Annotated in this window: 13 protein-coding genes; 7 read left to right on the forward strand and 6 right to left on the reverse strand. The window is 42.3% G+C overall.

The window, feature by feature from the left end; genetic code table 11:
• Nucleotides 1-112 precede the first annotated feature (112 nt).
• Nucleotides 113-1,549, forward strand: coding sequence for a phosphoglucomutase/phosphomannomutase family protein (locus V7K45_RS15660; protein ID WP_335004903.1), 1,437 nt, complete (start codon nucleotides 113-115; stop codon nucleotides 1,547-1,549).
• Nucleotides 1,550-1,642: 93 nt separating this feature from the next.
• Entirely contained in the window at nucleotides 1,643-2,227 is a 585-nt protein-coding gene (gene rdgB, locus V7K45_RS15665) for an RdgB/HAM1 family non-canonical purine NTP pyrophosphatase (RefSeq protein WP_322676999.1), read from the forward strand.
• Between the two features lie 104 nt (nucleotides 2,228-2,331).
• Here the strand turns inward: rdgB and V7K45_RS15670 are convergent, their stop codons facing one another.
• The 3 genes from V7K45_RS15670 to thiD all read right to left on the reverse strand — a co-directional run bounded on the left by V7K45_RS15670 (nucleotide 2,332) and on the right by thiD (nucleotide 4,668).
• Nucleotides 2,332-2,670 (reverse strand): P-II family nitrogen regulator, encoded by a 339-nt coding sequence (locus V7K45_RS15670; protein WP_012410794.1) that lies wholly within the window; start codon nucleotides 2,668-2,670, stop codon nucleotides 2,332-2,334.
• A gap of 363 nt (nucleotides 2,671-3,033) precedes the next feature.
• On the reverse strand, nucleotides 3,034-3,642 hold the full coding sequence (locus tag V7K45_RS15675) for a hypothetical protein (RefSeq protein ID WP_335004908.1): 609 nt from the start codon (nucleotides 3,640-3,642) through the stop codon (nucleotides 3,034-3,036).
• A 192-nt stretch (nucleotides 3,643-3,834) separates the two neighbouring features.
• Nucleotides 3,835-4,668, reverse strand: a complete 834-nt coding sequence (gene thiD, locus V7K45_RS15680) for a bifunctional hydroxymethylpyrimidine kinase/phosphomethylpyrimidine kinase (RefSeq protein ID WP_335004923.1) — start codon at nucleotides 4,666-4,668, stop codon at nucleotides 3,835-3,837.
• Nucleotides 4,669-5,182: 514 nt separating this feature from the next.
• Here thiD and V7K45_RS15685 point away from each other — a divergent pair.
• A complete protein-coding gene (locus V7K45_RS15685) occupies nucleotides 5,183-5,344 on the forward strand; it encodes a hypothetical protein (RefSeq protein ID WP_335004910.1) in 162 nt (53 codons plus the stop codon).
• Nucleotides 5,345-5,575: 231 nt separating this feature from the next.
• The gene (locus V7K45_RS15690; RefSeq protein ID WP_335004912.1) at nucleotides 5,576-8,461 is read left to right on the forward strand and encodes a choice-of-anchor D domain-containing protein; all 2,886 of its coding nucleotides are present in this window, start codon (nucleotides 5,576-5,578) and stop codon (nucleotides 8,459-8,461) included.
• A gap of 326 nt (nucleotides 8,462-8,787) precedes the next feature.
• Here V7K45_RS15690 and V7K45_RS15695 read toward each other — a convergent pair whose 3' ends face one another.
• Complete coding sequence (locus tag V7K45_RS15695; RefSeq protein ID WP_335004914.1) at nucleotides 8,788-9,222, reverse strand: hypothetical protein; 435 nt, start codon at nucleotides 9,220-9,222, stop codon at nucleotides 8,788-8,790.
• A 119-nt stretch (nucleotides 9,223-9,341) separates the two neighbouring features.
• On the opposite strand from V7K45_RS15695, the gene V7K45_RS15700 reads away from it, so the two are divergent.
• Nucleotides 9,342-11,192 carry a S8 family peptidase gene (locus tag V7K45_RS15700; protein WP_335004916.1) on the forward strand — a complete coding sequence of 617 codons (1,851 nt, stop codon included), beginning with the start codon at nucleotides 9,342-9,344 and terminating at the stop codon, nucleotides 11,190-11,192.
• 119 nt (nucleotides 11,193-11,311) lie between these two features.
• Complete coding sequence (locus tag V7K45_RS15705) at nucleotides 11,312-11,545, forward strand: hypothetical protein (RefSeq protein WP_289796246.1); 234 nt, start codon at nucleotides 11,312-11,314, stop codon at nucleotides 11,543-11,545.
• Here the strand turns inward: V7K45_RS15705 and V7K45_RS15710 are convergent.
• Together V7K45_RS15710 and recA are read right to left on the reverse strand one after the other, a co-directional pair.
• Complete coding sequence (locus V7K45_RS15710) at nucleotides 11,532-11,855, reverse strand: thioredoxin family protein (RefSeq protein WP_099103723.1); 324 nt, start codon at nucleotides 11,853-11,855, stop codon at nucleotides 11,532-11,534. The genes V7K45_RS15705 and V7K45_RS15710 overlap by 14 nt on opposite strands.
• A 362-nt stretch (nucleotides 11,856-12,217) precedes the next feature.
• The gene (recA, locus tag V7K45_RS15715; RefSeq protein WP_292865143.1) at nucleotides 12,218-13,297 is read right to left on the reverse strand and encodes a recombinase RecA; all 1,080 of its coding nucleotides are present in this window, start codon (nucleotides 13,295-13,297) and stop codon (nucleotides 12,218-12,220) included.
• Nucleotides 13,298-13,575: 278 nt separating this feature from the next.
• Here recA and V7K45_RS15720 point away from each other — a divergent pair, with 278 nt between their 5' ends.
• Nucleotides 13,576-14,202 carry a hypothetical protein gene (locus V7K45_RS15720; RefSeq protein WP_335004919.1) on the forward strand — a complete coding sequence of 209 codons (627 nt, stop codon included), beginning with the start codon at nucleotides 13,576-13,578 and terminating at the stop codon, nucleotides 14,200-14,202.
• Nucleotides 14,203-14,261: the final 59 nt, after the last annotated feature.

Below are 14,261 nucleotides of genomic sequence, written 5' to 3' on the forward strand. Positions count from 1 at the left end.
TTTGCTCGCCTTTGTATTGAATATTATTAGTACATATTATTACTAGATTCTTTTTTTACTCTGCACACTGTATAAATGCTAGAATCCTCAAGTAGACAGTTAGGATACCTAGATGCCAGTTGTAGCTAACTCAATCAAGTTTGGTACAGACGGCTGGCGGGGCGTTATCGGTGATGAGTTCACCTTTGAACGTCTAGCCCTGGTCGCGCCAGTTGCCGCAAAAGTATTATATGATACGTATTTTTCTACGGTAGGTAGCCGGACAATAATTGTCGGTTACGATCGCCGATTCATGGCTGAAGACTTTGCTCGTGCTGTCGCCGATACTGTCACTGCTGTCGGCTTTGATGTGCTGTTGAGCGAAACTTATGCCCCAACCCCAGCTTATAGTTGGGCAGCAAAACAACTCAATGCTTTAGGGGCGCTGGTAATTACAGCCAGCCATAACCCTGGTTCATATTTGGGTTTAAAAGTCAAGGGCTATTTTGGTGGGTCAGTACCGCCAGAAGTCACAAAAGAGATAGAAGCGCAGTTGTCGGTTGGAGTACCGCTAGCAGCTACTCCAGGCAAGCAAGAGAAATTCGATCCTTGGCCCAGTTATACCCAAGCACTAGAAGGTAAAGTTGATATTGCCAAACTTCGAGAAGCGATCGCCTCTGGTAAATTAACGTTATTTGCCGATGTCATGCATGGCGCTGCGGCTGGCGGATTGGCGAGACTACTAGGCAATCAAGTCAAAGAAATCAACAGCGATCGCGATCCCCTCTTTGGTGGCGGCGCGCCGGAACCCTTACCTAAATACCTTTCAAAGCTATTTGAAGTCATCAAGACTCACCGAGAAACCAATAAATCAGGTTTAACGGTGGGGTTGGTATTTGATGGAGACTGCGATCGCATTGCAGCAGTGGATGGAGAAGCCAACTTCCTAAGTTCCCAAGTATTAATCCCGATATTAATCGACCACTTAACTCTGCGGCGCGACTTTAAGGGTGAAATAGTTAAAACTGTTAGTGGTTCCGACTTGATGCCTCTTGTCGCAGAACTACACAATCTGTCAGTCTTTGAGACAGCGGTTGGTTATAAATATATCGCCGACAGAATGTTAGTAGCAAAAGTGTTACTGGGTGGTGAGGAGTCGGGGGGAATTGGCTATGGCAGCCATATTCCCGAACGCGATGCCTTGTTGTCAGCTTTATACGTCCTAGAGGCGATTGTAGAATCTGGTTTGGATTTAGGTGAATATTATCGCCACTTGCAGAAACAAACAGGGTTTACCTCAGCATACGATCGCATTGATTTACCCTTAGCAAGTATGGAAGTGCGATCGCGTCTTTTGCAACAACTGCAAACCCAACCCTTAACAGAAATTGCAGGGAAAGCAGTGATTGATTGTCAAACAATTGACGGCTACAAGTATCGTTTAGCTGATAAAAGCTGGTTAATGATTCGGTTTAGCGGGACTGAGCCAGTTTTACGCCTATACTGCGAAGCCTCAACAATTGAGCAAGTGCATCAAACTCTTGCTTGGGCGAAACAGTGGGCGGAGTAAAATTAATTATTAGTCATTAATCCTTTGTCCTTGGTAAACGATCAATGACTAATGACCAATGACCAATGACCAATGACTAATGACCAATGACTAATGACAAAATTACTTGTAGTAGCCACAGGAAATCCAGGTAAGTTGCGGGAAATGCAAGCTTACCTGGAAAATTCTGGTTGGGAATTAACCCTTAAACCTGAAGAATTGGAAATTGAAGAGACGGGCGAAACTTTTGCCGCTAACGCTTGTCTAAAAGCGTCACAAATTGCTAAAGCTACGGGAAACTGGGCAATTGCTGATGATTCAGGCTTGCAAGTAGATGCCCTAAATGGCGCACCAGGGGTTTATTCTGCACGTTACGCCAAAACCGACTCCGAACGGATTGCTAAACTACTTAAAGAATTAGGCAATGAGGTAAATCGGCAAGCTCAATTTGTTTGTGCAGTAGCGATCGCTCGTCCTGATGGTGCGATCGTATTAGAATCTGAAGGTGTTTGTCGCGGCGAAATTCTGCACGCACCTCGTGGTGATAGTGGTTTCGGCTACGATCCAATTTTTTATGTACAAGAGTTGCAATTAACCTTTGCTGAAATGACACGGGAGTTGAAGAGGTCAATTAGCCATCGAGGCAAGGCTTTTACAGCTTTACTTCCGCAACTGGAGAGAATTAAGAGACGCGATTAATCGCGTCTGTACAAAAGTTAAGAGCAGAGACGCGATTAATCGCGTCTGTTAGGAGTTATGAATTCTGCTAAATCTTCATTCATTAGTCCTGACTCATAACTTTTTTAAACTGCTTCTGTGTTCTTTTCGCCAGTGCGAATCCGAATCACTTGCTCAACAGGTGAGATGAAAATTTTCCCATCGCCGATTTCACCAGTGCGGGCAGCAGCAATAATTTTGTCTACCACCATATCAACCTGATTGTCGTCGACTACGATTTCCACTTTAAGTTTTTGCAGAAACTCAACGGTGTACTCAGAACCACGATACCGTTCAGTTTGACCTTTCTGTCGTCCGAATCCCCGAACTTCAGAAACAGTCATGCCAACAATACCAGCGTTAACTAAAGCAATTTTCACCTCATCTAGCTTAAATGGGCGGATAATAGCTTCTACTTTTTTCATCTTCTTTACTCCTGACTTCTACTAGCTTCGTTTATATATCTAACCAGATCCGCTGTCTGAAGCTGTAACTAGCGGTGCTTTTCCTAAAAAATATGTAATAATTACAACTTTTTTAAAGTGTAAGTGCTTTACTTGAGGGTTTATGACATAACAAGCGGCGAGGATTTATTAATTGGATAATCTTTGAGGTTCTAACATAAAGAAGTTGCTGTCAATTTAGCATTTTATGTAGCTTTTATAACCTAAAAATAGATCGTTTCCACCATTTAGCAGATTTGTTCCGATATTTAGAGAATGATTGCAGCCAAATTATTATACGCTAGCCCGAAAGCCTGCTACAGCTGCTGACTGTGGGAATATCAACTAATGTTTCTGATGTTCAAACAAGGGACGCACAACGAAATATCCAGCACTAAAGGCAGTCAGCATGATTAACAAGATGGTAATAATTAACCACCAGCCATTGAGTCCCTTGACATCTGGCTCAGTAGTGGAATAATAACTGACTTGTTGCTCTTCTATAAAAACTGGTTCTGATACCGGAAAATTCATTTCCATTACAGGTGCAGAAAAGTCTTGGCGGCGGCTTTTTTTAGCTGGTTGTTTGGACACAACAGATGGACGCGAACGAGAAACGTGCTGAGGTGAACGCGCTGGTGTTACTGGCTGTTTGGCGGCACTTTTAACCTCACTAGAAGCTTGGTTAGCTTGGGGATAATTAGCTGTAGTATGGGAATCCACAAAATTTTGCAAGCGAGAAAAAGACTCAACTACTTTGGTAATTTCTTGGCGTAATAGTTGATTTTCTTGTATCAGTTGCTGATTTTGGGTGGTGAGTGCATTTAGCCTCGCCTGTGCTGCTTGCAACTCGGTGGACAATTCCCTGTATACAGATAGTGGTACAGAGGGAGGGTAGGCTTGAGTACTCGATGTTGGCGAATTTCTGTGAACAGAACCTATGGTTGTTCGCATCGGGGGCTTGGTATTAAAAATCAAAGTAATTAGATCGTACAGAGATGCTAACAGAGATAGTCACCCCTGAAACTATGCCCAAGAATAATAGAAAAATACCGAAAGGGCAAAGATTTTTTATTTGGGCATTGGAGATGAGGTACTGAGAAAACTTTTCTCTAGTCCCCATCCCCAATGCCCAGTCTCCAATCCCTAATCCCTAGTCCCTAGTCCCCACAATGGGAAGAAGTGTCCCACAGGGCCTTGTCCTTCGCCAATATCTAGGGCGTAAGTGAGTGCGGTAGTCACATATTCCTTTGCCTGTTGCACTGCCTGCCACAAATCTTTTCCTTTAGCTAGATTAGCAGCGATCGCAGCCGATAGTGTACAACCAGTACCGTGGGTATTTTTTGTTTCTATTTGCTGGCAAGTCAAAACTTCCAACTTGTCCCCATCAAACCAGATATCAACGCCACGCAAATCCCCCTGCATACCTCCGCCTTTGACTAAAACAACCTTTGTCTTTAAAGTCTTGTAAATAATTTCAGCAGCAGCTTGCATATCCTCCAAAGAATTAATTTGTAAACCGCTCAAAATTTGGGCTTCATAGCGATTGGGCGTGATCATAACCGCTTTGGGAATCAAGGCATGGCATAAAGTCTTTACAGCATCATCATCAATCAATTGTGCTCCTGTACGTGACACCATTACTGGATCGACTACTAGATTATTGATTTGTAAAGCTTCCACTTGCTGGGCAACAGCAAAGATAATTTCCTGATTGAGCAACATTCCAGTTTTGGCAGCTTGTACGCCAATATCCTCAACTACTGCCTGAATTTGCGCCACAACAGCCTCTGTTGGCATAGCATCGACCCTCTTCACTCCTAGAGTGTTTTGTGCCGTGACGCAGGTTATAGCACTAGTACCGTGGACACAGTGAAAAGCAAAGGTACGTAAATCAGCTTGAATTCCTGCACCGCCACCGCTATCTGAGCCAGCAATGGTTAAAGCTACAGGTATTCTAGAGTTTATTTCAGTGTTCATATTACGAAGATTAAGTAAGTTGGCGTCATCAAACCAAACTATCTCAAAGATTGATGAACTAAGGTAAAATCCTCTTTCTTCCTGCGCGATCGCCACCACAACCTGACTTGGGAGTTCTGAATTATTTAGAGAAACTTCATCAAATCCTTGCACAAAGCGCTTTTTATTCTCATATCACTCTAGAAATTAATAGAACTCCACCAGACATATCCATAAGTTTTTGAATTTTGTTGTAAAAAAACTTACCATGTTCAGAAATTTTACTGATATCAAGTGCTATTTGTAAAGGTTAGTTTTAATTAAGTTCACAACGCTCAGTTACACCGCTTAAAACAGGTTCAACTAAGTTGTTACATTAGTCCCCTTAAGTTAAAGGGTCAACCTAACTAAAGTTTCAACCAATTTAACTTCGATCGCTTTTTAAGTCCCCAGTTATCAGCTAAGGGTGAATTTTACCATGCAGATTTGGCAACCTTCTGATCTAAAACAACGCATAAAGTTCAGAGGAATTACTATGCCAAATACGATCGTTTTATTGAAAAAAACAGATGCTAAAGCTGGTTTACGAAGAGCAGCGATGTCTACGACGGGCTACACCTACGCGGCTGTTAAAGATGAAGTCTGGAGCAGAAGCATCTACGCACTAATCGTCCAATTGCCCTCAACAAAACTCTGACGATTGACGGTATTGATATTCCTGATTTAACCATTAACGGTTGATAGGAGAAAAGTTTTTCAAGTTTATAACAGCGTTTCTACAATCGACGCGATTCTAAGTCGCGATCGGATAACTGTGACTGTCCTTAACAGTGCAGATAGATGACTCATTCAAATAACTACTTAGCAACTGAAAAAAGTTGTTGAAATTGTACTACCAATTTCCCTTACACATATTTGGAGTAAACAAATGGCTGGCACAACATACTACGTTTCGGCAACAGGCAGTGATAAAAATAATGGCTTAAACGAAGAATCTGCATTTCTCAGCTTAGGTAGAGCCGTGTATGAGATGAAAGCAGGCGACACCCTTTACGTGATGAATGGAAATTATCAAATGAAAGGGATTACACTTTTTAACTTGAATGGCTCACCAGATAACTGGACAACAATAAAAGCTTATCCAGGGGCAACACCTAAGATCACAACAACGGGAAGTGGCATTAATATATTCAGTTCATCCTACGTGCGGATTGAAGGACTTGATATAAAAGGCAATCGAGAAAACATCACTCTCGAATATGCCTTACAAGAGAAGGATAACCTGAATAACCCCTTGACCAATAGTAATGGTATTGCTGTTAATGCATGGATAAACGCTGATGGTGTAGGTGGTACTAATCCTCATCATATTGTCATTACTGGTAACACAATCCGTAACTTTCCAGGTGGAGGTATAGCATTCAGTAATTCAGACTATATAACTGCTGAGAAAAATATTGTGTCTGGAAACGCTTGGTATTCGCCTCACGGCAATCAGGGAATAACCTCTCTCAACAGTTTTAATTTTGATAACAATACCACTGACTACAGAATGATTTTTCGAGACAACATTGTCTACGATAACCAAAGTTTAATTCCGTGGAAAAATGGAGGCACTGACAAAATCACTGAGGGACATGGGATCATGCTTGATACTACCGATATCAGCAAAGATAATGTGGCTTATACAGGTAAGGCATTAATTGCAAATAACATCACTTACAACAATGGAGGTGCAGGCATTAGTGTTTTCAAAGCTAACAATGTTGATGTGATCAATAACACAGCTTACAAAAATGCCCAAGTCCTTCCAGATTCTGGAGAAATTGGTGTTACTTACTCGGAAAATGTACGTGTCTACAACAACATTTTATATGCAAACGACAATCAATATGCTAACAGAATTAAGTATGACACAAATGTCACCTTCGATCGCAATCTTGTTTATAACTCGAACCTCTTCCAAGCTTCAGATAATTTAAACGCTACAGAGTTACAGAATCTTTTGGGTCAAGATCCTCAATTTGTTGATGCAGACAATGGGAATTTTGCACTCAAACCTGGAAGTGTTGCGATCGATGGTGGTTCTAATGCCTTTAATAGCATCACTAAAAAGACTCCTCAGGATGGTGATGGGAATGGCAGTACAGTCATTGACATTGGTGCATACGAAGCTCCCCGCAACCCTACCAAAACCCCAGAAATTCAAGTTCTCAATGGCACAGTTAATATTATTGATGGCAACACCGCTATTAACTTTGGCGAGACCCTTGTTGGTGAACCCTTAAGCAAAACCTTTACCATCAAGAACACCGGTATAGCTGTACTTAACCTGAGTAATCTTAAACTTCCCGACGGCTTTAGTTTGGTCGGAACTCTTCCAACGAGCCTGGCTGTCAATGCTTCCACCAATATAGTGGTGGCACTCAACCCCACTACACCCGGCATCTATAGTGGCAGCCTCAGTTTAAACAACAACGATATTAATGAAAGCACCTTTGACTTTGCCATTAGTGGCACAGTTACTACCCCAGAAATTCAAGTTCTCAATGGCACTGTTGACGTTACAGATGGCAACACCACCGCCATGAACTTTGGTGAAACGACTGTTGGTGACGCCTTGACCAAAACCTTTACTATCAAGAACACTGGTACAGGCGCACTCAAGCTGAGTAGTCTTAAACTTCCAGACGGATTTAGTTTGGTTGGAACTCTTCCAACGAGTGTGGCTGTTAATGCTTCTACCACCATATCTGTAGCACTCAAGCCTACTACAGCCGGCACTTATAGTGGCAGCCTCATTTTAAACAACAATGATATTGATGAAAGCCCCTTTAACTTTGCCATTAGTGGCACAGTCAAACCCGCTCCTGTCCCGGAAATTCAAGTTCTCAATGGCACTGACAGCAATGATACCTTTACTATCCAACGAGGTGATGGTAACTACAGCATCACCAACTTTGGCGGTGTAGGTATTGGCTCAAACCCTCCGGCTACGGTGCTTGCCAAGATAGACACCTTGCAATTTATTGGGACTGAGTTGACTGCGAGAAATCTGCAATTGACTCAAAATGGCAGCAATTTAGAAGTCACCTTTGGTAATGTAGCTAATACCAAAGTCAGTCTACAAAACTTTAAGTTAGAAAACCTAGACAACTTAGCTGCATCGACAACAAGACCTGCCATCGGCAATATCATATTTGACGGAGAAACGAGTGTTACCAAAAGCTTTGATGTGATTAATGCCAACTCCACTGCAACGTATATTTCTACAGCAAACACTGTCACCTTCCTCAATGATTTGAACAATAACATCAGCGGTTTTTATAGTTCCAACGATGTGATTAATGGTCAAGGGGGTAACGATACGATCAACGGCAGCGGTGGTGACGACCTACTGCGGGGTGGTACTGGCAACGATCTTCTAATTGGTGGACAAGGCAATGATACTCTTGTGGGTGGTGCAGGTGCTGATTCTTTCCTCTACGACACTAATGCTGCCTTTAATAGCGCTGTTGTGGGTATTGATACTATCGCTGACTTCAATCGCTCTCAAGGTGATAAGATTGTCCTCGATAAGACTACCTTTACTGCTATTACTTCTGTTGCGGGAACGGGTTTTAGTAACGCCAGCGATTTTCAAATCAGCAGTTTAGGGGCACTTAGCAATGCTGTGATTGTTTACGACTCGATGACTGGGCAGCTATTATACAATCAAAATGGTAGCGCTGCTGGTTTTGGCACTGGTGGTTCATTCGCACAACTTACTGGTGCGCCCATTCTTACTACCTCTGACTTCATCATTCAAGCATAGCTGCGTCGGGTCAACTGAGTGGAAGTGTAGTCCAAACTTGAATCGAGTTTTAAGGCGGCTTTCAATTAGATAAAGCACACCCATAGAGGCGCAATATAAGAGTGAAAAAGAATGTAGAGACGTATCAGTGCTACGTCTCTATAAGAGTTTTGGATAACTTATATTTAATTTATGGAGATGTTTAATAAATGGTAGTCAAGTAAAAGCCATTCCAAAAAACATCTTTCCAATAAAAACGTCGCTGCCCATGAATCATATCACCACTAGCTATCTCACTTTTTGAGCAGAAATAGCCGTATTATTTGGAGCTTATAGTTTTAATCTAACTACTGCTGTGGTTGCGATCGCAAACTTTCTAACGCCCCCTGCAAAAACTTACCCCATTCTGCTGCCAAAGGGATTTCTGTAAACGGAACGCGCACTGAGCCAGTAGAGTCGGAAAATAGAAATTCTAATTCTATAGAACGACCTTTTTCCGGTATATTATTTACATCTACTGATTTGTCATCTACTAAAAGCTGGATTTTTTTAATATCAAGCAAAGAGAATGTTTCTAGTTTAATCGGCCCTTGAGGCGTAGGTTTTCCCCAAGTTATATTGTTGCCTTTTTGACCTAATACAGCATAAATATCGTACTTGGCTCGTTCAAATTGCTCTGCCCAGGAGCGATAGGCTTCGACTTTTTGATACTCTTTCGAGCCTTGCCAAGCCAACCAGAAAAACATTACTAATAAAGGCAACCACAAAAGACCACGTTCCATCGTTAAAAAATCCTGAGTCCTGAGTGAAACTTGTAACTAAAAGTGCAATAATCCACCAACAATGGATGCAGATAAGTTATGGTAGTGAGCAAACTGGCAAAAAGCGGTGATGAGTTAATATGAGAAAGCTTATATTATTGTGCTTGTTTGTCATTGGGCTAGGATCTGCCATATTTGGGTTCCTGAATTTTCAGGGATTGGCAGCTAAAGGAGAGTTTGAGACGATTTTGCTTGATTTTCGGGAAGATATTCCATCACTTGTAGTGGAACAGGATTTGCAAGCGATCGCCAAACAATACAACGTTACACCCCAATTAGACAACAAGTTTTCCAAAAAAGATAATGTGTATATTATCAAAGGCGATCGCCAACGGCTTCAAGAACTGAAAAAATCTCAGTTTGCCCAAGCGACAGAATTCATTGAACCAAACTATATCTACAACAAGATTCCCCAACCAGGTAAAACCGCTTGGCTAGGTGAATTTTTAACACCCCAAGAAGATGAAGAAGCAAGTCCTTCATTAACTGGTCCTAATGACCAATATTACAGCAAGCAGTGGAACTTGCACAAAATCGGTATTGAAGGCGCATGGAGTCAAACCAAAGGCAGTGGCATCACAGTCGCAGTGATAGACACCGGGATTACCAAGGTTCGCGACTTGTATGAGACAAAATTCGTCAAGGGCTATGATTTTGTTAACGACCGAGAAGAAGCCACAGACGATAACGGCCACGGTACCCATGTTGCCGGAACTATTGCTCAAGCCACAAATAACAAATACGGCGTCGCTGGAATTGCCTACGAAGCCAGTCTGATGCCGCTGAAGGTACTCAGTTCTTATGGCGGTGGTACCGTTGCCGATATTGCCGAAGCGATTAAATTTGCTGCTGATAAAGGCGCAGATGTGATTAATATGAGCTTGGGTGGTGGCGGTGAAAGCCAGTTGATGAAACAAGCGATCGAGTATGCTCATAGAAAAGGTGTTGTTATTATTGCCGCAGCCGGGAATGAAAACGCCAATGGAGCTAGCTATCCAGCCCGCTATCCCCACGTCATCGGCGTTTCGGCAATTGGCCCAGATGGCGAAAGAGCGCCCTATTCTAACTTTGGTGCAGGGGTAGATATATCTGCTCCTGGTGGTAGTGAAGCTGGCAAGATTCTCCAAGAAACCATCGACGAAAAAGGCGAAGGGGTATTTCTGGGCTTCCAGGGTACAAGCATGGCTTCTCCCCACGTTGCTGGTGTTGCGGCATTAATCAAAGCTGCTGGCATCAAAGAACCAGATGAAATCTTAAAAGTCCTCAAGCAGTCCGCACGAGTTATTCAGGATGATGGTTTGAACTATTATGGCGCTGGACAACTCAATGCTGAAGCAGCAGTCAAACTAGCCTTTAGCGGACAAATCAGTTTTCCAGATTTCTTTCGGTGGTTACGGGATAGCGGCTATCTTAATCCCGGCTTTTGGATTGATGGTGGTGCGGTAGCACTGTTACCCAAGATTTTAATGGTAGTTGGTTCCTATCTACTGGCTTGGTTTTTACGCGTTTACTTCCCCTTCACTTGGAGTTGGTCTTTATCCAGTGGACTAATTGCTGGTAGTTCTGGGTTATTCTTCCTCAAAGGAATCTATATTTTTGATCTTCCCCAATGGCCTTTCCGGGTTTTGGGCAGTTCAATTCCCGAATTAGGCAATACTCTTCAGGGAACTGATGCATTAAATCCCCTATTTGCTAGCGTACTGATTCCCATTGCGTTAATGGCATTGCTACTGGGACATCCTAGTTGGAAATGGTTTGCCATTGGTTCAACTTTAGGTGTCGCAGCGTGCTTAACTACAAGTGCGTTTTTCGAGCCGACAGTTTGGGGATTGGGAAGTGGTAACTTAGCACGTCTCTTCCTCATTGCTAATGCCTTAGTCTGTTATGGACTTGTTCGTTTAGCATTGAAAAACGAAGAAAAAATAGCATAAATGGGGAATAGGGAATGGGGCATAGCGCATGGAGAATCAATTTTTATGACTCCTAACTCCCAATTCCCTACTCCCCTTACTCAACACTCAACACTCAGCACTCAGCACTCAGCACTGTTATGAGCATTACACTTACAGGTACAGTCGAACGTCGTGATATTGGTACAGGCGCATGGGCGTTAGTTACAGAAGAGGGCGTTACTTACGAAATCCTCAGAGGGGCTGACAAAGACTTACTCAAAGCCGGACAAAAAGCAAAAGTTAAAGGGCAGGTGCGTGAAGATATCATGACAACTGCCATGATAGGCCCTGCCTTAGAGGTCAAATCTTTTGAGGTAATTAGTTCTGATTAGCTGTGGAATTTAGAACCTCTTGGAGGCGGCTTCTAAACTCCCCTTTGGGATGGCCTCCTTTTACTTCACCAACAATCTGAAACTCCCCTTCTGGAGAATTGCAGAGTATGTAAGTAGGCCATCCCATTTCTGATTTATCGGGATATTGAGTCAATAAAATTTTGCGATACTTGCGGTAAGCAGTTGTATCTTGCATTTTTACATCAATAAATTCTAAACCCAGTTCTTCAGCCACCTTTTTGTCATAAAAAGACATTTTGTGGCAGATGCCGCACTCTTCTGAAGAGAACTTAATTACAGCTAAACTCATGGGTTGGCTACTCTTTGATTCTAGGCAAAGTTTTTTAGCATAATGCTATGAAATATTACCATATAGCTGGTCATTAGTGTCAACTTCAAGCTGAAACTCCGATCCAGTATTTTTTGCTCCTTCCCTACTAGAAGCAGGGAAGGCAATTTTTTAGGAGGCAATGACTCTAGTACAGTATGAGCTGCGATCGCACACTCAAATACCAACTAGGATGCGTAGATTAGTCCAAATCTATTCAATATCTGGATTTTGGCTTGTATTTAACAATGCCAAAATCTCGATTTTTGGAAAAAATAAGGTGCGTTAGCTGTCTTGATAACGCACCATCTATTAACAATTGTAGATCAATAAATCCACATTTCTTACTCTTCTGGCTCTAAATCAACTTCTTCCTCTTCATCTTCGTCACTGGCTTTAGCTACGGAGTTAGCAGAAACAACAGCGCCTTTATCTAACTTTTCACGCACCAGTTTCTTAATTTCTTCAGCAAATTCAGGCTTTTCTTCTAGATACTTAATGGCGTTGTCTCGTCCTTGAGAGATATTATCGCCGTTGTAACTATACCAAGCTCCTTTGCGGACAATGATGCCAGTTTCTTCTGCTAAGTCAACAAGACAACCCAAGGTAGAAATACCTTTACCAAAAATAATGTCGAATTCCGCTATTCTGAAAGGCGGCGCTACTTTATTTTTGGCGACTTTGACTTTAACGCGATTACCAAATTCATCAGTACCTTTTTTCAAGGTTTGAATTCGGCGAATATCCAAGCGCACCGAAGCGTAAAACTTCAATGCGTTACCGCCAGTAGTCGTTTCTGGGCTACCGTAAGTAACACCAATTTTTTGTCGCAACTGGTTGATGAAAATTACTGTACAACCAGATTTACCAATATTGCCAGTAATTTTACGTAGAGCTTGGCTCATTAACCGCGCTTGTAGACCAACGTGAGCATCACCCATATCGCCTTCAATTTCAGCACGTGGAACCAGCGCTGCTACTGAGTCAATGACTACAATATCAACCGCAGCAGAGCGAACAAGTTGATCGACAATTTCTAAAGCTGATTCGCCAGTGTCAGGTTGGGAAATCAACAAATTGTCAATATCTACACCCAATGCAGCAGCATAAGTAGGGTCTAGGGCGTGTTCAGCATCAACGAAGGCAGCAATACCGCCATTTCTTTGCACTTCGGCGAGCGCGTGTAGCGCTACTGTAGTTTTACCAGAACTTTCCGGCCCATAAATTTCAATTACCCGCCCCTTGGGTAAACCACCACCCAATGCTAAATCTAGGGTAAGCGCTCCACTGGAAATTGTTTCCACCCGCATCCGGGTAGCATCGCCCAAGCGCATGATTGCTCCTTTACCAAAGCTGCGCTCAATCTGGTTTAGCACCATAGTCAGTGCTTTTTGCTTGCCAGAAGTATCGGTGTTGATAGCCATTCCTGCCTCTAATGCCTCTTAATATATGGTTTTAAGGAGTGTTGGTGTCGGAGTTTGAGTAGAACAGATATACTATTTTAACCAGAAAATTCTGGAATAGGACTTCTCAAATCAAAAAAGGGGTGTGACAAGATCGTAACTCGATCGCTACCAGATTAGGGTAGTTTTGCACAATGATACCAACTTGCATTCAGAGATAGCTTTTTTTGGCTAGGTAAGCAAGGGTTTTCAAAGAAAAAATAAATTACCTAAACAACCCTGTCAGTAGAACTGTACTCGTGAGCATTTGCGGGGGTTGCTCAATTAGGAGCGATCGCTACGCCTTTACTATTGAAGCAAATCAGCCAGAAGCGCCTTTGGTTCATGTCCAAGGCTATTTAACTGTTTTACCTGAAGGATTTATAAATTTTGAATGTATTCCTTTACGCCAAAAAATACCAGAGAAACTAAATGTGTGGCGTGATAGAAATGCTGATTCTGCGGAATATACGCTTCAATTTGATAATCAAAGTAATCTCCGTCAGGAAGCAAGTGTTGAAGTTAGTTATGTAGAGAAGGAAAAAAAGACCTTAAATTTAATATTTGTGATTGTAGATTCAATTAAATCTAAAATCCGTCTTCTCAGGCAGTCAGAGAATGGAAACGAGCCAATCCCAAACTCCAAACCCCAAATTTCTAGCCTTGAATTTGAGGTGATGCCAGAAAAAGCAGACCTCAAAGAGGGAGGACTAACGCACTTATGCCTCAAGGTGCGGCAAAAACGCCCTTGGTTGGGTAGGACAAAACGCAAATTTTTACAAGCCAAAGCTGTCACAGATGATAGCCGAATTGAAGTACACAATGATACCCAAACTTTAGAGTTACAGGTAATCCCTCTTCTGTCACTTTCCGGAATAAGTAAGTAGTAAATAAGTTAAATTATCCAGAAGCATAACCAGGTTTAAATTGATTCATTGCAGCAATT

Origin of the sequence: Nostoc sp. (genome assembly GCF_036917375.1) — a bacterium.
Lineage (GTDB): Bacteria > Cyanobacteriota > Cyanobacteriia > Cyanobacteriales > Nostocaceae > Nostoc.